We start from the raw sequence: 18,147 nt of genomic DNA, 5'->3' as shown, positions 1-18,147 counted from the left end.
CGAATTGCAAAAAGAATGCGAGTTGGCCTGTAAGCCGGGTTCTGTCGAGAACAGCCATTCATCTAGGCATTCAGTCACCTGAACGCTCAAGCAATCTACCCAGGCGCCGCGCGGGCCGCGCGTACGCGCCTCTATTTGATCTTGCTCCGGGTGGGGTTTTCCCTGCCACGCCTGTTGCCAGTCGCGCGGTGCGCTCTTACCGCACCATTTCACCCTTGCCGAATTCCGTAGAATCAGGCGGTATATTTTCTGCGGCACTTTCCGTAGGCTCACGCCTCCCAGGTATTACCTGGCACCCTGCCCTATGGAGCCCGGACTTTCCTCCCCCCCTTACAAAGGGGCGGCGGCTGTTCGGCCAACTCTGGCGGCGATTATACAGAACTCCCGGCAGAAATGGACCGAAAATAGGTAAACATCGATTTTAGTTTTGGCCTTCGGCGATTTTTCTTTCCCGTTCTTCGCGCGCGCTTTCCATCTTGGCGAAAACTCTTAAAATATCGACGGAAGACAGAATGCCCACCAATTTATTGTTTTCGACGACCGGCAAGGCGCCGATCCGGTGCTCCGCCATCAACGCGGCCGCTTCCGACAGCATCGCTTCGGGAGCTATGGTGAAAACGCCTCGGTGCATGATATGGGCTACTCTTTGGGAAACCACGTGCAACTGGGTATTATCCTTGCCCGCCTCAACCGCATTGGAATTGCTTTTGGGACCCAATGCCTTGTACAAATCACGATCCGACACAATGCCTACCAACTTGCCTTTTTCTACGACCGGCAAATGGCGAATTTTTTCATAATGCAGTAAAAAAAACACCCGATCGATCAAATCGTTCGGTTCAACGGTAAATACTTTGCTGGTCATTAACTCGGCAACGCGCATAGTGTACTCCTGGTAGAAATTAGCGCTACAGAATAGGGAAATCGCCGCCAATTGACAAGGTCAAATGATCCTGACATCGGTAAAAAACAAAACCGGTTTAAATTTACCGGTCATCAAACATTCTTGAGTTCACCCGTCCGGTCGTCGGAAATTGGTGTGGCCATAATCGGCAGATTTTCAGACGCCGAGATCACGATCTTTTCCGCCTTCAATTCGGCGCGGAAATCAGTGTTTGAGATATCACCCGATCGTAGTTGGTCATGGTCTGTTTCTCAAACTCAGTGCCGCCCGATAAATTTCCTTCTTGCGCTGTCCGGTGATTTCGGCTGCCAGGGACACGGCTGTTTTCATCGAGCATTCCTTCAATAACAAATCTAAAATCCTAAGATGTTCATCGCTTAGTTCTTCCTCGGGCTCGATTTTGCTTCCTGCAACGATCACGACAAACTCGCCTTTACGCATGTTTTCGTCGCTTTGCACTTTCTGTAGGGCTTCGGTCAACGGCGCTTTGACAATAGTCTCATGTAGTTTGGTGATTTCCCGGGCAATGACAATTTCATGGTTCGCCGGAAAAATCTCGGCCATGTCTTCCAACGCCGACTGAATGCGGTGGCTGGATTCGTAAAAAGCCCAGGTTGCGGTATCCGGCAATTTTGCTTGAAAAAATCGTTTTCGGACGGATGAGGTCCGGGGTAAAAACCCTTCGAACGTGAAACGTGTGACCGGCAAGCCGGAGACCGACAGGGCGGCTATCAGCGCGCAGGCGCCGGGAATCGGAGAAACATCTATGCCTTGCTGTCTGGCCAATTTAACCAAGGGCAGCCCAGGATCGCTCAGCAACGGCGTACCGGCGTCCGAAACCAAGGCAATCGATTCTCCGTTTTGTATTTTCTCAACCAAGCCGGACGAAACTTTGTCTTCGTTATGTTGATGTAATGAAACCAGCGGCTTATGAATACCATAGTGTTGAAGCAGTAGTTTGACGTGACGAGTGTCCTCCGCAGCAATCAGGTCGACCTGCTTTAGGATATCCACCGCGCGAAAGCTAAAGTCCGCTAAATTACCTATTGGGGTGGCAACCACGTATAATTTCCCTAACATATGCATTTAAGCTCTTCGATGTGATGTCCGATTCGATATATTTTTCCATTATGCCCCGCCGCTTAGGGATGTGCTGGATTTTTGCCGTAGCGCTATTAGCATCCTGCAGCAGCGAACCCTTGAAAAATGATGTTCGTTATCGCGCAACCGGCCAAACTCAACAGGCCGCGCCGGCTCCGATAAAAAGTTACGGCTTAAGCGATAATCAAGCACCTCGGCATTTGTTACGCGCTGGCACCTTGCTGAAGTCCGGCGACGCCGACGCCGCTCAAACCGAGTTGGATTTGATTAGTCTCGCCAGCCTATCGACCGAACAACGCAACGAGTTCAATTTGCTGGCCGCCCAAATAGACTTGAACAGAGGCGATGCGGAAAACGCTTTGCAGCGCTTCAGACTGGTTCGCCCGGCACTGTTGTCGAAATCAGACAAAATCGCTTACTATCAGTCGCTTGCGTTTGCATATTGGTTAACCGGAAATGTATTGCAAGGCGTCAACTCCAGAATCAAGTTAGGCGAGCTACTCGATCAACCCGCCGAACAGCAAGCCAATATTGCGGCCATCGTCGATATGCTTGGCTCGTTACCCGAAGACGCGTTGTATACCCAAGCGGATATCGATGGTGAGCTGGCCGGCTGGGTCGCATTAGCCAAGATTCTTAAACAACGCAATCAGCCGGATACAGATATCGATCAACGAATTCAACAATGGCGCCTCGATTATCCCAAGCATCCGGCTAATGCCGATTTTTTGCAGGCTTACCTAACAGCGCCTGAAACGGGAGTAATGGCCGATAACGCGCAATCGGCCGAAGGAGGCCGGGAGTTCGTCGCGGTACTATTACCGGTATCCGGCCCCTATGCGCCGGCGGGAAATGCGGTCAAAGCCGGTTTGCAAGCTGCCTACCGATTGGCGGCCGGTGCCGAGCCGCGGCCACCTTTAAAATTCTACGATAGCGCGCAAGACGATATCAGTGGCTTATATCAACAAGCCGTATCCGAAGGCGCTCAGTACATCATCGGTCCCCTGGTCAAGGAGCAAATTCAGGCTTTGGTATCCTATGGCGATTTAAGCGTACCGGTTTTAGCGCTCAATCATATAGAAAATCTGACCGAATCGAACTTGTATCAGTTCGGTTTAAGTCCGATCGACGAAGCCGACGCTTTGGCGTTCAAGGCCATGGGCGACGGTAAACAAAGTGCCTGGATATTGGTACCGAACACCGCCCAAGGGCAGCGCATCGGCAATTATTTAGCCTCGTCCTGGCAAAGCCGCGGCGGCGTTCTAGCCGGCGTACAAAGTTACGACCCTAGAACGCACGACGTTGCGCAAAGTTTTGCCAACTTGGTCGATTCATCCGCCTATAGCGGCGGACCGCCTAAAGCGGTGCTGCTGAGCGCGAATGACGAAGTGGCCAGAGAGCTGGCGCCGCAGTTGAAATATCATCAAAGCATCGACTTAAGCGTTTATGCCATGCCGACCATTTATTCCGGCCAGCCCAAGCCGGTTCAGGATGCTGAGCTTGGGTTATTCACATTTTGCGATGTGCCGTGGCTGTTTAACGATTATTACAGCGGGCCTTTAAGTCAATCGGCATTACAAACGAGTTGGCAAGGGCTTCCCGACTCCCTGATTCGATTAGTGGCACTTGGCATCGATGCCTACAACTTGCTTGGGCATTTAGATCAATTGGCGACAAAGCCGTTCGATGGCGCGACCGGACGGTTAACATTAAACGGCGAGAATCGGATCGTGCGTAATTTGGTTTGTGCGAAATTTACGGGCGGTGTACCGGTAGCAACCGGCTACGCGGAGTAGGAATGTTCGGTAAATCCAAGGCCTCTCATTTATTAAAAGGCGATAGCGCGGAGCGGAAAGCCCTAAGTTATTTGCAACAACAAGGCTTGCGCTGGGAATGCAGCAATTTCCGGTGTAAGGCCGGTGAACTGGATTTGATCATGAGGGATGGCGGCGTGTTAGTCATCGTTGAAGTCCGTTATCGAAAATCCGAACAATTCGGCGGCGCATTGGCCAGTATCACTAAGCAAAAACAGGTGCGTATCATCGCCGCAACGCAACACTATGTCATAATCAACAAACTCAGCCATTCCGCAATTCGCTTCGACGTAGTCGCTATTTCCGGTGACGACCGCATCAATTGGATTAAAAACGCTTTTCAAACCTAACGATTTTATGAGCTTACAAGACCGCATCATTAACCACTTTTCCGACAGCATTCAAACCAAACAGGATTCAATGGCCAGTTTGTGCGAGCTGATCGAATTTGCCTCGCAAAAAATCGTTGAGGCCTTGGTGAACGACAAAAAAATACTGACCTGCGGCAATGGCGGCTCCGCAGGGGATGCCCAACACTTTTCCTCGGAAATGCTCAATCGCTTCGAGCGCGAACGCCCGGCCTTGCCGGCGATTGCGCTAAGTACCGATACGTCGACCATTACATCGATCGCCAACGATTACAGTTATGACGAGATTTTTGCCAAACAAATACGCGCACTGGGGCAAGCTGGAGATGTTTTATTGGCCTATACCAGCAGCGGAAATTCAGGCAATATCATCAAGGCGGTTAAAGTGGCTCACGATCGGGATATGACCGTCATTGCCTTAAGCGGCAAGGACGGAGGCGTTCTAGCGAGTGTATTGAACGAGGCGGACATCGAGATTCGCGTCCCCTCTACCTCTACGGCTCGTATCCAGGAAGTGCATTTACTCATTTCGCATTGCCTGTGTGACCTGATTGATCATCAGTTGTTTGGCGGTTAAAGCCACTCAAGGCCTCTAAACCGCACCGCGCGGGCGAGTTCAGACTTAAGCAAGTTCTAAAATTGCCCGGCAATTTTAGAACACAGACGCTCCACTGAAGAAAAGATCGCCTGAAATTAAACGATTTCCCCGCGAACTTGATTCAAAACCTTAAAACCGCGTTGTCTTAGAGCTGAGGTACGCGTTTTTATAGGTCTCATCCGGCCGAAATCCCTGCTAACCGTCACTACCGATGCCGCCGGTAGGCGTTTCTTTCATGGAACTTGCCGCCGGTCGGTTGTTGGTACTCCGGCATATTGCGATCCAACCAATATGCCTTGGGATTATTGTAAGTGTCGACTTTGGCGTTTAACCGGTTGTAGCCGCACAACCAATCGCTAATAGGCATGCCGCTAAAACCGATGAATATTTTTAGTCACTGCTTAAGTTTCTGATGTTAAGCTAAAAACTGAAGCAAGCGTTTGTGGGGGTAACGCCCTTTTCTATCAATTTGCTTGTGTTAAGCCAAATTGACATTAAGCCCCCCCTCACGTATTATCCGCAGACTTTTTTATCCGTTTTTATTAATAAGGTAATCTCTAATGAAAAGAACCTACCAACCGAGCAAAATCAAACGCGTCAGAACCCATGGTTTCCGTGCCAGAATGGCGACTCCCGGCGGCCGTAAAGTGATCAACGCGCGCAGAGCGAAAGGCCGCGCTTCACTGACTGTCTAATTGTCGGCCAAAGACTTCAGTTTCCCCGATCTGTTTCGGCTCAGGACGCCGGCCGATTACAAAAAAGTCTTTGCAAATCCGATAAGATCCACTGACAGGTATTTTACGGTGTTAGCGACTAACAATCGCCTGCCGCACCCGCGGCTGGGATTGGCTATCGCTAAAAAAGCTATCAGAAAAGCAGTCGCAAGGAATCGCATCAAAAGAACTGTACGGGAAAGCTTTCGATTAAAACGTCCACAGATTGTCAACATTGATATCGTAGTATTGGCCCGCGGCGACGCGGCTAACGCAGACGTGCATATTTTGAGGAAGTCATTGGAAAGGCATTGGCATAAATTGGTAGATCGATGCGATTCCTGCTCATAACCCTGATCAAGATTTACAAATACTTAATAAGTCCTTTGCTGGGGCCAAGATGCCGTTTTTATCCCAGCTGTTCAAGTTATGGCATAGAGGCGATTCAGCTTCACGGTGCTATTAAAGGCTCCTACCTCACGCTTCGACGATTATTGAAATGTCACCCTTTTCACGAGGGTGGCATCGATCCTGTTCCAAAAAAATTGAGTAAATAACAATGGATAACATAAGATTTGTATTGGTCATGGCACTGCTGATGATCTCCTATATGCTATGGGAGCAATGGCAGATCGACTATGGTCCAAAACCGCAAGCTATTGTTTCGGACAAACCTTTGGTTGCCGGCGGCAACGAAATTGCGTCTTCTCCCGCCACAAATCAAAACGTAGGCGATACACAGGCACCGACGGAAATCGAAGCAAAACATAAAATCATCACAGTCAGAACCGACGTATTCGCGCTGGAAATTGACCCCGAAGGCGGCACGCTGCGCAATCTCGACCTGCTGCAATATCCGCGCGAAAAAGAAAACACTTATGTAAATAAATTACGGGCATTGGTCGGGATGGACGTCGCGGAACGCGATTTATCGCCGGTTCGCCTGTTCGACGCTAGCCCTGAAGAACTTTTCCTTGCACAAAGTGGCCTAGTTGCCAGCGGCAATTCGGCTAGCGCTCCAGACCATCACGCCGCGTTCAACAGCGATCAAACCGTTTTCGAACTGCAAAACGGCGAAGACGAATTGAATGTGCCTTTGACCTGGACCAACAACCAAGGCTTAAGCATTACCAAAGTGTTTACCTTCAAACGCGGCAGCTATGTGATTGACGTGGAACATAAAGTCAATAATCGCAGCGACAAAGCCTGGTCCGGCCGCCAATACAACCAGCTGATGCGTGTCCAACATAGCGACGGCAACAATAATACCTTCATTCGGACCTTTTCCGGCGGCGTGCTTTATACCGACAAAGAAAAGTTTCAGAAAATCAAGTTCGACGAAATGTTGGACAAGAATCTCGACGTCGCCGCCCAAGGCGGCTGGAGCGGATTCATACAGCATTATTTCGCCAGCGCCTGGATTCCTGCTCAGGAACAAGAAAACCATTTTTATACCAAGGCTCTAAACGATAACCGTTTCGTCATCGGCACCTATTCGCAAGACATCAACGTTGCGGCCGGTAGCGAACAAGCGCTGAATACACGCCTGTTCGTTGGCCCCAAAATCCAACCGGTCATGGAGGCCATCGTCCCTGGTTTGGAATTGACCGTCGACTATAGCTGGCTGACCATTATCGCCAAGCCGATCTACTGGCTGTTAAACGAAATTCATGGCTACGTTGGTAACTGGGGTGTGGCTATTTTGGGTGTAACCTTCTTCATCAAAGCCCTGTTCTTCAAGCTATCCAAAACCAGCTTCCAGTCCATGGCCAAAATGCGCAAGATTCAGCCTAAACTGAAGGAACTGCAAGAGCGCTACGCCGACGACAGACAGAAGTTCAATACCGAAATGATGGCCATGTACAAGCGGGAGAAGGTCAACCCGCTCGGCGGCTGCTTGCCCATCATGGTGCAGATTCCGGTGTTCATCTCGCTTTATTGGGTACTGATCGAAACCGTCGAACTACGGCAAGCCGACTTCGCCTTGTGGATACAAGACTTATCCGCGCAAGACCCGTTCTACCTGTTGCCTATCATCTACGGCATCACGATGAAAATTCAACAAGGCTTGAACCCGGCGCCGGTCGACCCGCTGCAGGCGCAGGTCATGAAAATGTTCCCCATCGTTTTCACCGTGTTTTTCCTGTTCTTCCCATCGGGTTTGGTGCTGTACTGGATTTGCAACAACAGCTTGTCCATCATCCAGCAGTGGTATATCACCAAACACGTATTGGCTGAAGACGAGCGTCATCACCACTAAAACCCTATGAACTCCGGCGACACGGTAGCCGCCATCGCCACACCGCCGGGCAACGGCGGTGTCGGCATCATCCGCATTTCAGGGCCTGCCGCCGCCGATATATCCCGTAAAATCACCGGCAAACTTCCCGAACCCCGCTACGCCCGGTATTGCCATTTTCGTGACGGCAATGAGAGTATCATCGATTCGGGCATAGCACTCTACTTTCCCGCTCCCACCTCGTTTACCGGCGAAGACACCTTGGAACTGCACGGCCACGGCGGCAGCGTCGTATTGGACATGCTGCTTCGTCGCGTGCTGGATTTGGGCGCGCGATTGGCCAATCCCGGGGAATTCAGCCAACGCGCGTTCTTGAACAACAAGATCGATTTGGCCCAAGCCGAAGCCATCGCCGACTTGATCACCTGCGGCACCGAGCAAGCCGTGCGTTCGGCTCAGCAATCCATGCAGGGCGTGTTTTCCGAACAAATCAACGAGCTCGTCGACGAGTTGATCGAGCTGAGGGTTTACATCGAAGCGGCTATCGACTTCGTAGACGAAGAAATCGATTTCCTCAGCGACGGCACGGTTGCCACCAGAATCGAGCAATTGCGGGACAGAATACGCCAAATACACGCCACCGCCCAGCAAGGACGATTATTGCACGACGGCATGACCGTAGTGCTGGCGGGAAAACCCAATGCCGGCAAATCCAGTTTATTGAACGCGCTGGCCGGCCACGATGCCGCCATCGTCACCGACATCGCCGGTACCACCCGCGACGTATTGCGGGAACGCATTCAAATCGACGGCATGCCGTTGCATATTATCGATACCGCCGGCCTGCGCGACAGCGACAATGTGGTCGAACTGGAAGGCATACGCCGCGCCAAACTTGAAATTGAAAAAGCAGACAAAGTGTTGTTACTGATGGATAGTACCGAACGCGAAAACGGCGAATTACTGAAAGAACTTCCTGTCGGCGTCGACGTCACCCGCATCTTTAACAAAATCGATCTGACCGGCCAGCCGCCGCACATCGCCGAATATGACCAAGGAACCGATATTTATTTGTCGGCGAAAACCGGTGAAGGCCTGGACTTATTAAAACAACACCTAAAAAACAGCGTCGGTTTTGGTGAAACAATCGCTAATGTCTTCATCGCCCGCCGCCGCCACCTGCTGGCCTTGAACGCCGCCCAAGAATCCGTCGAAAACGCAGCCGAGCAATTAAACCATCAAGCGTCCGAATTGGTTGCCGAGGACCTAAGGCAAGCCCAAACCCGCTTGTCCGAAATAACCGGCGAATTTAGTTCCGACGACCTGTTGGGCGAGATCTTCGGTAGCTTTTGCATAGGCAAATAAAACCATTTCAAGCCACCGCCGGCAACGATGCCATGCACATGCGGATGATGAGTTAAGGCCGGAGCCCACGTATAAGTACCGGCTGAGTCGAGCGCCCTGCACCCAGGCGAGCTACAAGCGAGTTTTTGTTTTCGGTTGTTTAACAAGCCGACCGATTCCGGTGTTTGCAAGCAATCGCTTAAAAGTAGCAGATGCGTCACATAAATTAATCTCTTTTTTGATATAAACACTTAACAAACTGCGATAGCAATAATGTTCCCTTTGGCAGGGTTGGATCGGTTGGTGTACCTTGCCAAAGTTAATTCAAAAGGAGGCCGATATGAAACGATATATCCAAATAAAGTCCGCAGCCATTGGAATCATCCTGGTCGTGTTAGAAAGCATATTTCCCGCAACGGCCTTAGCGGCTGCTACTTCGGATCTAATAGGAATAGGTTTCGATCAAAATCAAGATAGGGTTTCGTCAGCAATGCAAGGCAGAAACTATGTGGTTAGAGTCGACCAAGCCGGTAAAATCAAACAAATTATCGATACCGGCGCTAATGGCGATGGCTCTTCGCCGCAATTACTGGCGGCTGGTCCATCAAGCGCTAATAATCAAACAAAAACAGATTCGATTGAATTGCCGAAAAATTATCAAGGCCAGGATGCCATTGATTATATCGGGGCCGATTTACCTAAAGTTGCCGCTAACTATGGGTTAACCCCGGAAAAACTTAAAGATTTATTGTTGAATGACGCGACTGTCCGCATCGACAGCAATCGTCAACTTTTTTACATCGATGTCGATGTCAGGGATCAAGGCGGCCGGCAAGAAGCCACCGTAGAGTCTGATTCAGCTTCTGGAGCGACCGCAAGCAATGCAAGCATCCCGATCGCGACAACGGCGCAATTAGCCGATGCTTTCAAGCTGCATAGCAATCCCGGAGCATCTAAAACCATTTATCTCAATTTTGTCGGCTACACGGGATCAGGAACCGCTTGGTCTTCCGGCACGATTTCTTCCGCTCCTTATGATTTAAACGGCAACCCATCCAATTATGATGACAATGAGCGCCGCAATATCATCAGTATTTGGAATAGAGTCGCTGAAGATTACTCGGCGTTTGACGTAGATGTGACCACGGAACCGCCGACACAGGCTGCGTTAATCAGAAGCAGCGTGGCCGACGCCGCCTACGGTACCCAAGTCGTCATTGCTAAATCAGACCTCTTTAACTGCGGTTGCGGTGGCGTCGCCTATGTCGGTGTCGTTTCCATGGTCAATAACACCTACTATCAACCGGCTTGGGTATTTCAACAATCGCTAGCCAATAACGAAAAATATATCGCTGAAGCCATTTCGCACGAAGCGGGGCATACCTTAGGCTTGTTTCATGATGGAAACACAAGCAGTGCCTATTACACAGGCCATGGCACAGGCGTCACCAGTTGGGCGCCCATTATGGGGGCCGGTTATTACGCCAATGTCACGCAATGGAGCAAAGGCGAATACCCTAATGCCAATAACAAACAAGATGATATTGCCGTCATGGCATCTAACGGCATCGCTGCCAAAACGGACGATGTCGGCAACACCATGACGACTGCAAGTTCATTAACCAATATTGGTAGCGGCGGCACTGCAACCGTTCAAACCTTTGGCGTCATAGAAACATCGTCCGATGTCGACATGTTTATGTTCGATAGTGCAGGCGGAACGGTCAATTTAACCGCCTCTCCCGTAGCGACCGGCCCCAATCTGGACGCAAAATTAACGCTGTACAACAGTGCCGGAGCCGTTATCGCATCAAGTGCTCCTTCAACTTCTTTATCAGCCGCAATTAATCAAGCCCTACCGGCCGGCACATATTTCCTAGCAATAAGTAATTCTGGCAGGGCTGCTTCAGGTTCGGATTACGGTTATTCGAACTACGGAAGTCTCGGGCAATATCAAATTACCGGATCCTATGAAACAACCAGCGACACCGATGCATTGGCGCCTGTCGCCGTATTGACGGCTTCTACCACCTCAGGTCCGGCCGCGTTGACGGTTAACTTCTCGGCAAACAATTCGGTCGGAAACGGTAACATAGTTGCTTATCAATGGGTGTTTGGTGATGGCAGTTCATCGGCAGAGTCAAACCCGGTTCATACTTACACCACAGTCGGTACCTATACGGCCAAATTGACTGTCACCAATGAATACATGCTAAGCGGTTCTCAAACCGTTCAAATCGTCGTAACGGCGCCTCCGACCAAGGCAACTTTGAGTGCAGGCTCTGCGAGCATCAGAGTAGTTAAAAGACGCACATCCGTGAGCGCAACCATGACGATTAAAGTTGTTGATGCTAACGGAAAAGCAATTCCCAATGCGGTGGTAACGGGAACGTGGTCTGGTGCATTTAACGGCACAGTGAGCAGCAAAACCAATAAATACGGAATTGTCGCGCAATCAGCCACTACAAAAACAACGGCTAAAGGTGGTTCTGGTACGTACACGCTTAGCAATATCGCGTTACCGGGCTATACCTATGATCCTACTAAAAACGTTAAATCGGTGTTCACTATCGTTTGGTAGTAGTAAGCCTGACAAAAGCGGGAGCCTTTGCATTTACTCCCGCTTTTTTATGTTTTCCGCTACCCGCATGACACCGTCATAAAATTAAAAGACTTTGGCAATCATTGAGTAAGCTTACTCACACAACTGATTGAAGCGCTGTTGGAAATGTAGAAACGGATCCGGCTTAACTTGCCTAATGTTACAGGGTTGGAGCGAGCGTTTCGGTTTAGCGTGTCCTGAGGCAGGGTTGATCTTAATTCTCCTCGGGCTCTTCCCCCGGATAAGCTTCATCCCAGCCGTCGCCTTTTTCCGCCCACACATCTGAAGGACTATCCTCGGGTTTGACTATCTCTTCCAATGGTTCGGTCCAATCGGTAACGGCGGTGTCGGTGGCTTCGGTGCCGGTTAGATCGTCCATATCACTAACATCGAACGCGCCGCTCCAGTTCTCCGGTTCTTCGATCGGATCGATCGGGAGTCCGTACCAAATATCAAGCTCGATCTCTTCCACGTCGCCGTCAAAGTGCTGTAACTCGACCGTGCCGGCGTCTTCGTCCACAGCGACGACTTGAAACGCTTGGCCCTTATCCAGGTGTTGATACCAATTACCTATGATGGGGTCGGCTTCGTTTCTCATGGTGTTCTCCTTTTGATTCGGAAGAGCGTGTCTCGCCTAAGCGGCAGATGCGCAATCCGGATAAACCCTGTTTGCGCGAAGTCGGCGACAGCCTCGCAATCAAACGTCTGTCATTAAAGTGGCCGGCGGACATGTTAACAACTATTGACAGTCGAAAAAATACCGGCGCCACATGGCAAGAAAAATCCCGACGCTTTTATACTGTGATACAGTCATTTTCTACTTTGTTTGAGTAATTGTTAACAACTTTTGATAATTACAATTCGCGAATCGTTGGTGAAAGACTATGGACGACAAAATCTATTCGAATACCGCTAATGCAAAGGTAGCCAGCCATATCCACGGCAGGGTCCGTCTTAAACTTCATCCGAACAACAGAAGTCCGGAGGCAATGGAATCGCTATACCATCGCTTAACGTCTCTGGAAGGAATACAGAATGTACGCCTCAATCAAAAGTGCGGAAGCGTCGTCGTCCATTATGACAAAGATCGGCATTCCATGGCCGGCATACTCGGTTTCTTGGAGGACTTGGATATCGTGGTGGAATCCGTTGGCCATTTACCAAGCGTCGATTTAGATAGCGGTCCGGACAATGCCTACGGCCAAACTCCCGAATTTATAGCCGCTATCGACGATCTGAACGCGCGTATTAAACAAACCACCGGACTACCCGTTAACCTCAAACATGTTATTCCTTTGACCTTTCTAACTGCCGGTATCTGGTCGATCGGTAAAAGCGGGTTAATGGTTGAAAAAGTCCCGGGCTGGTTGTTTTTATGGCTGGCCTTCGATATCTTCGTCAAAATGCATTCCGGTCATAACATCCCCGCATCATCGGAATATCCGCAGAACGAAGAGGTCTAATTTTATCGGCTATAAGCCGATATCCGACAAACTGCCGCAACGGATCAATATTTCACCGCATCCTCCTCATAAAGCAGACCCTTCTTAGCCGCCTGCTTGCGCACTGCACTATAAAGTTTCTGATCTAGGGAGCCTTTTGCGCCGCCGATTTCTTTCACCTTTTGTTTTAGATAGCTGTCGCGCTTTCCGGACAGTGCCGTAATTTCTTGCTGCAATACTTGGCGCTGCCGAGCGGTTTCGTTGATGAGTATTTTCTGCTCATCGGGTGACATAGCTTGCATGGTTGCCGGCAATGCTTTTTGCTCCAGCGTATCCAGGTCTACACGACCGGAAGCGACATCGTCCACCGGTTCGCTGTCGCCGATCAAATTCGCTTTACCGCTGGCGGAGGCATTAAAGGCCGCACGGCGCGCACGCGATTCTACAGCGCCTTCGGCATGTAGTTTTTCGGTCGCCGCTTGTTTTCGTCTTTTTTCGGCTTTTTCCTCGTCGCTACCGTAATACAGCCGGGTTTTATCCAATTTTTCCGACAATTCAGCCAACCGTTTGTCGAACGGCGAGGCGATCGCTACTGCGCTGCCGGCCTGATCAACCTGGAAATATTCGCCTTTGCCAAGCGCGGCGATTTGTTGCCAGGTTTGCCGGGTCTCCCGCTGTTGGCCGCATTGCACGGTATTGACGGCAATGCACTGCCGGATGGCGTTTTGCAGGAACTGCGGATATTGCATCTCGTCTTGGTAATCGGAGTGCGGCGGCGCATCGCCGACCAGAAACACGGTTTTATAAACCTGTCCATCCTGTCTCCATTGGATGTTTTCCACTGCTTCCCGTAAAGCCTGGTTGACGCTTTCCGGACCGTCACCGCCGCCACTGGCCTCGAATTCCATTAACGCGGCATAAACCGAATCGAGGTCGCTGGAAAGATCGATCACTTTAGTGACATAGGCGTCGCCTCTGTCCCGGTAAGCGACCAGAACCATGCGAATTCCGGGGCAGGTTGCGCCGAAGCCATCGTGGTAGCAATCGACCAGATGTTTCTCTTTCGCCGCTTGAATCAAGCCGCTCATGCTGCCCGTCGTATCCAATACGAACACCACTCCCACCTTGGAACGCTGGCTGCCGGCCGGTTGCTGGGACGCGGTCAGCGGAATCGAGGGCGAGGGATAGTCAGAAGTGATTTGTTGTAGATCGGGATACAATGCCACTGCAGCGGTGGTGCTCGCAAACAGGCTCAAGGCAATTAATTTAGTTTTCATACGCCAACCCATTCACGCCCAAGTCGGCCAGCGCGGCGATTTGCCGATCCATGCATTCCGATAGCCGTTCCGCCTCCAATTTACGCTTAATGACGTTGCGCGGTGCCGGTTACCGTTTGATGAGCGGCTAACCATGCGTCGGAAGATGCTAAGCGCTTTGAGTTTACAGCGATTGCGTTGGGGGCCGGGTGTATTTTTTCTTGCACTGGCCGTACCGGCTACGGCGCTGATTTATCATGCACTGGATCAGTTGAAGTGAGAGGCTTTTCATCGCAACCGGGTGCTGGCCGAAGAGCTGGCGCAACGTATCGACGCTGAATACATGCGAATAATCGTCCGGGAAGAGGCGCGGCCGTTTACGGATTACGCCTTTCTAAATATTGCAGGCTACGCCGGCAAAGGTTTTTTGCAACGCTCGCCGCTGTCCGGCTTCCCGCCCGACACTGGTATCCCCGGCTTAATCGGTTATTTCCAGGTCGATGGCAAAGGTCGTTTGTCCACTCCGCTATTGCCCGGCAACGATGCGTCCGCACTGGCTTATGGTATAAGCCCCGACGAACAAAGCCGGCGCAGGGAAAGACAAGAGCAAATTGCGCAAATCCTCGGTCAAAACCGATTGGTCGACCGACGATCGATTGATTACTCGGCTTTATGTTCATCAAGGAAACTTGACGACCAAGCCTGCCTCAGTGTCGGCCGGCGAACGCCGATAAAGCGCGCGCGCCAATAGGGCTGCCGTAAACTGGAAACCATCACCCGGCCGGTGCGGCTGCTCGGCGCGTGCACGAAGTTGTCGTTACCTACGTAGATGCCGACATGAGAAAAAGGTTTGTCGGTATGAAAAAACAGTAGATCGCCCGGCTCGCGTAGTTCCGGCTTTATCGGCGGTAGCTGCCGGGCAAGCGAACGTGCCGAGCGCGGTAGCCTCGTCCCTTGCTGGTTATAGACGTAGACGACCAAACCACTACAGTCGAAACCTTCCTCCGGTGATTGTCCGCCATAGGTATACGGTTGCCCCTGTAACTGCAAAGCATCTTTTGCCGCTCTAACGTTACCGGCATCAGGGACGAGCGGATTGTTCAGCGGCGCTTTCTCAGTGCCGGCACAGCCCGATAACAACAGCGCCAAAAAGACAGGCAAAATGAATGAATAACGGTTAAACATCATCGTAAAACGAGTATGCTGATCTTTGCGATTATAGTTCGATTCCGCTTAATTGCTTTTGATTTTTCGCATCATATTGATCGAATAAGTCCAATTGCCGATAAGTGCATTGCCGATCTTGCCGTTGTAAAGCCGACAATGTAACACCCAGCAGACGTACTTTTCTATCGGCGATTGCCGTACTTTTCAATAAATCCGCTATGACCAGCGCAATATTCGGCGTATCGGCGATTGCTTCCGATAGGGTGCGTCCCCGGGTGATTTGTACGAAATTTTGATACTTGATTTTGATGGTCAGGGTGTGGGCGGTCAGCTGCTTTTCGCCTAATTTCGTTAGCGCCTGCCTCAACAACAGCAGTAAATGTTGTTGTATCTGTATCGGATCGCTTATGTCCTCGGCAAAGGTCGTTTCAACGCCTATCGATTTGCGTTCCCTCTGTCCGTTGACCGGACGCCGGTCCATGCCGCGGGCGATATCGTAGTAATGCGCGGCGGATTTTCCGAAATGTTGCTGGAGTATGATTAACGGCATGCGCTTTAAATCAAGACCGGTTTCTATGCCTAATTCGCGCATTTTCTTTTCGGTGGCGGGCCCTATGCCATGAAATTTGCCGATGGGAAGCGTTTCCACGAAAGTTTCGGCCTGGCACGGTGTAATGACATGCAAGCCGTCCGGTTTATCCAGGTCCGAGGCGATTTTGGCCAAAAACTTATTATAAGAAATACCGGCCGAGGCGATTAGCCGCGTTTCTTTTAGAATATCCCGCTTGATTTGCTTGGCTAATAAGGTTGCCGACCCGCGGAACAATAGGCTTTCGCTGACATCGAGATAGGCTTCGTCCAGCGATAAAGGCTCGATGCAATCGCAATAGCGGGCGAATATGGCGCGGATGGTTTCCGAAGCTTCGCGATAGGCGTCGAACCGCGGTTTGATGAAAACGGCTTGCGGGCAAAGCCTGAACGCTTGGGAAGAAGGCATCGCCGAATGTATGCCGTAGCGCCTGGCTTCGTAACTGGCGGTAGCGACGACGCCGCGCGAATCGGGTTTGCCGCCGACAACGATCGGTCGGTTGCGGTATTTCGGATTGTCGCGCTGCTCGACCGCCGCGTAAAACGCATCCATATCGATATGGATGATTTTTCGCGGGGCGTCGCGCATGACTTACGGCTGGTCGACGGACTCCAACTTGGCCGTATCGTTCCAATCGGAAAACGGAAACGGCAGTTGCTCGGTGTTGAAGGTCAAGAACAGCAGGATGTGGTAATGGTAGGTCGACAAACTGCGGCCGAAGCCCAGAATGTTGGGATTGGTGGCGCCGGTTAACAATACGGAGCCGACTTGTAACAGCACAACCAACCACAACAGCAGCTTAACCATGCTGTCTATCACCGCATAAATCAGCATGAAGATGATGCGTTTCCAAGTCTCGATTTTTTTCAGGTTTTCGTTGATTTGCTCGTGCATGATGTTAGCCTCTGTTCATGACGTCGCGCAAGTCCAGCGCCGCGGCATTGGCGCGCGCGATGTAATTGGCCATGGCTAAAGAATAGTTTGCGAATAAACCGAAACCGTCGCCGTTCAAAACTACCGGGCTCAAGGTCGGGGTCAGCGCGTTTTCCAATGCTTGGATCATGTTGTCCAGAGTATTCATCGCGCGCTTGTCCAGCAGAATGTCCGAAAAATCATGTTTGATGGCTTTCAGGATATGCAGCAAGGCCCAACATGCGCCGCGCGCTTCGTAAAACACGTTGTCGATTTCCATCCATGGGGTTTGGCCGATCGTCGGCATGTTGATGTCGATGGGGTTGGATGCGTCGCCGTGAGTTGCGCCGGAAAAACGGTCGGTACTGGCTGCTAAGCGGGTATTTAAACCACCTAAGCGCTTAATCACAACCTCGGTGTATTGCCATAAATTGTCGGCGCGGGAATGGAACTGCGCGGGACGGGATGTCGAGGTCGGGTTTTGCAAACGGGTCATGTAATGATGCAGCGCCTCTACGCCTTTTTCATATTCCGCTTCGGTAGACGGCAATGCCCAGGAATTATGCTCATAGTAAAAGTAGGGTTCCGCTTGGGCTAAGTCCGGGTCTTCCGCCGATTGCGATTGGTCGCGGGCGAAATGGTTACGCAACGCGGTTGTGGCATCGCGCAGCATGACTAGCGCGCCGTATTCCCAACTTTGAATGTTGTCGCAAAACAAGCCGGGAGGCGCGACGTCGTTGGTCAGATAACCGCCGGGCTTGTGCAAAATCACATCGGCGATGTGCGCCAAAGTATTCGCATAAACGTAACCGATCGGCATTTGATCGGTATGGGTGACATTCATGCGTTCGACGGCTTCATCTTGAACATTGAACTGACTTGGCTCGCGGCTCCACCATTCGCCCAATATCAACATGACAATAGCAACAACGCCTACCAGTGTGCCAAAACCCCAGAGTATGCCTTTCGACTTAGCGTCTTCGTAAACTTGTGGATTCTCAGACATGTGTTGCGTATCCCGATGTGGCTAAATTAACAATGAGCAATTAAACGCTTTCTTGTCGGTATGGTAGCACGGTTTATCTCGAAGGCGCTTCT

At 50.9% G+C, this 18,147-nt stretch carries 20 protein-coding genes and 1 other RNA gene; 11 read left to right on the top strand and 10 right to left on the bottom strand.

Features of this window, described 5'->3' with window-relative positions:
- Nucleotides 1-14 precede the first annotated feature (14 nt).
- The 3 genes from rnpB to rsmI all read right to left on the bottom strand — a co-directional run bounded on the left by rnpB (nt 15) and on the right by rsmI (nt 1,984).
- Nucleotides 15-363, bottom strand: an RNA gene (gene rnpB / locus ACW73I_RS01910) — RNase P RNA component class A.
- A 58-nt stretch (nt 364-421) separates the two neighbouring features.
- A complete protein-coding gene (locus tag ACW73I_RS01905; protein ID WP_458027516.1) occupies nt 422-883 on the bottom strand; it encodes a CBS domain-containing protein in 462 nt (153 codons plus the stop codon).
- Between the two features lie 258 nt (nt 884-1,141).
- Nucleotides 1,142-1,984 (bottom strand): 16S rRNA (cytidine(1402)-2'-O)-methyltransferase, encoded by an 843-nt coding sequence (rsmI, locus tag ACW73I_RS01900; RefSeq protein ID WP_458027515.1) that lies wholly within the window; start codon nt 1,982-1,984, stop codon nt 1,142-1,144.
- 119 nt (nt 1,985-2,103) lie between these two features.
- On the opposite strand from rsmI, the gene ACW73I_RS01895 reads away from it, so the two are divergent.
- Genes ACW73I_RS01895 through ACW73I_RS01885 form a run of 3 tightly spaced genes read left to right on the top strand, consistent with a single transcriptional unit; the run spans nt 2,104 to nt 4,764 of the window.
- Nucleotides 2,104-3,801, top strand: coding sequence for a penicillin-binding protein activator (locus ACW73I_RS01895; RefSeq protein ID WP_458027514.1), 1,698 nt, complete (start codon nt 2,104-2,106; stop codon nt 3,799-3,801).
- Between the two features lie 2 nt (nt 3,802-3,803).
- On the top strand, nt 3,804-4,169 hold the full coding sequence (locus tag ACW73I_RS01890) for a YraN family protein (protein ID WP_458027513.1): 366 nt from the start codon (nt 3,804-3,806) through the stop codon (nt 4,167-4,169).
- 7 nt (nt 4,170-4,176) lie between these two features.
- Nucleotides 4,177-4,764: a phosphoheptose isomerase gene (locus ACW73I_RS01885; protein ID WP_458027512.1), complete on the top strand. Its 588-nt coding sequence runs from the start codon at nt 4,177-4,179 to the stop codon at nt 4,762-4,764.
- 226 nt (nt 4,765-4,990) lie between these two features.
- Here the strand turns inward: ACW73I_RS01885 and ACW73I_RS01880 are convergent, their stop codons facing one another.
- Nucleotides 4,991-5,152, bottom strand: coding sequence for a hypothetical protein (locus ACW73I_RS01880; RefSeq protein WP_458027511.1), 162 nt, complete (start codon nt 5,150-5,152; stop codon nt 4,991-4,993).
- 193 nt (nt 5,153-5,345) lie between these two features.
- Here ACW73I_RS01880 and rpmH point away from each other — a divergent pair, with 193 nt between their 5' ends.
- The 6 genes from rpmH (at nt 5,346) to ACW73I_RS01850 (ending at nt 11,662) form a co-directional block, all read left to right on the top strand.
- On the top strand, nt 5,346-5,480 hold the full coding sequence (rpmH, locus tag ACW73I_RS01875) for a 50S ribosomal protein L34 (RefSeq protein ID WP_458027510.1): 135 nt from the start codon (nt 5,346-5,348) through the stop codon (nt 5,478-5,480).
- Complete coding sequence (gene rnpA, locus ACW73I_RS01870; RefSeq protein WP_458027509.1) at nt 5,481-5,849, top strand: ribonuclease P protein component; 369 nt, start codon at nt 5,481-5,483, stop codon at nt 5,847-5,849.
- A complete protein-coding gene (yidD, locus tag ACW73I_RS01865) occupies nt 5,831-6,055 on the top strand; it encodes a membrane protein insertion efficiency factor YidD (protein ID WP_458027508.1) in 225 nt (74 codons plus the stop codon). Before rnpA ends, yidD begins: the two co-directional genes overlap by 19 nt.
- Before the next feature lie 2 nt (nt 6,056-6,057).
- A complete protein-coding gene (gene yidC / locus ACW73I_RS01860; protein WP_458027507.1) occupies nt 6,058-7,758 on the top strand; it encodes a membrane protein insertase YidC in 1,701 nt (566 codons plus the stop codon).
- Between the two features lie 6 nt (nt 7,759-7,764).
- Nucleotides 7,765-9,102: a tRNA uridine-5-carboxymethylaminomethyl(34) synthesis GTPase MnmE gene (gene mnmE, locus ACW73I_RS01855; protein WP_458027506.1), complete on the top strand. Its 1,338-nt coding sequence runs from the start codon at nt 7,765-7,767 to the stop codon at nt 9,100-9,102.
- A 622-nt stretch (nt 9,103-9,724) separates the two neighbouring features.
- Nucleotides 9,725-11,662, top strand: coding sequence for a PKD domain-containing protein (locus ACW73I_RS01850; protein ID WP_458027505.1), 1,938 nt, complete (start codon nt 9,725-9,727; stop codon nt 11,660-11,662).
- A gap of 235 nt (nt 11,663-11,897) precedes the next feature.
- Here the strand turns inward: ACW73I_RS01850 and ACW73I_RS01845 are convergent, their stop codons facing one another.
- On the bottom strand, nt 11,898-12,281 hold the full coding sequence (locus ACW73I_RS01845) for a DUF6763 family protein (RefSeq protein WP_458027504.1): 384 nt from the start codon (nt 12,279-12,281) through the stop codon (nt 11,898-11,900).
- A 286-nt stretch (nt 12,282-12,567) separates the two neighbouring features.
- On the opposite strand from ACW73I_RS01845, the gene ACW73I_RS01840 reads away from it, so the two are divergent.
- The gene (locus ACW73I_RS01840; RefSeq protein WP_458027503.1) at nt 12,568-13,146 is read left to right on the top strand and encodes an HMA2 domain-containing protein; all 579 of its coding nucleotides are present in this window, start codon (nt 12,568-12,570) and stop codon (nt 13,144-13,146) included.
- Nucleotides 13,147-13,190: 44 nt separating this feature from the next.
- Here ACW73I_RS01840 and ACW73I_RS01835 read toward each other — a convergent pair whose 3' ends face one another.
- The gene (locus tag ACW73I_RS01835; protein ID WP_458027502.1) at nt 13,191-14,402 is read right to left on the bottom strand and encodes a vWA domain-containing protein; all 1,212 of its coding nucleotides are present in this window, start codon (nt 14,400-14,402) and stop codon (nt 13,191-13,193) included.
- Between the two features lie 133 nt (nt 14,403-14,535).
- Between ACW73I_RS01835 and ACW73I_RS01830 the strand changes: the two genes are divergently transcribed.
- Nucleotides 14,536-14,661 (top strand): hypothetical protein, encoded by a 126-nt coding sequence (locus ACW73I_RS01830; RefSeq protein ID WP_458027501.1) that lies wholly within the window; start codon nt 14,536-14,538, stop codon nt 14,659-14,661.
- Between the two features lie 380 nt (nt 14,662-15,041).
- Here the strand turns inward: ACW73I_RS01830 and ACW73I_RS01825 are convergent, their stop codons facing one another.
- Genes ACW73I_RS01825 through ACW73I_RS01810 form a run of 4 tightly spaced genes read right to left on the bottom strand, consistent with a single transcriptional unit; the run spans nt 15,042 to nt 18,055 of the window.
- Nucleotides 15,042-15,569, bottom strand: a complete 528-nt coding sequence (locus ACW73I_RS01825; RefSeq protein WP_458027500.1) for a C40 family peptidase — start codon at nt 15,567-15,569, stop codon at nt 15,042-15,044.
- Between the two features lie 28 nt (nt 15,570-15,597).
- The gene (gene dinB, locus ACW73I_RS01820) at nt 15,598-16,725 is read right to left on the bottom strand and encodes a DNA polymerase IV (RefSeq protein WP_458027499.1); all 1,128 of its coding nucleotides are present in this window, start codon (nt 16,723-16,725) and stop codon (nt 15,598-15,600) included.
- 3 nt (nt 16,726-16,728) lie between these two features.
- Nucleotides 16,729-17,031: a DUF4389 domain-containing protein gene (locus ACW73I_RS01815; RefSeq protein ID WP_458027498.1), complete on the bottom strand. Its 303-nt coding sequence runs from the start codon at nt 17,029-17,031 to the stop codon at nt 16,729-16,731.
- Between the two features lie 4 nt (nt 17,032-17,035).
- The gene (locus tag ACW73I_RS01810; RefSeq protein ID WP_458027497.1) at nt 17,036-18,055 is read right to left on the bottom strand and encodes a DUF2333 family protein; all 1,020 of its coding nucleotides are present in this window, start codon (nt 18,053-18,055) and stop codon (nt 17,036-17,038) included.
- Between the last annotated feature and the right edge of the window lie 92 nt (nt 18,056-18,147).

This window comes from Methylomonas sp. MgM2 (assembly GCF_054172045.1).
This window is presented reverse-complemented; position numbering and strand designations above follow the sequence as displayed.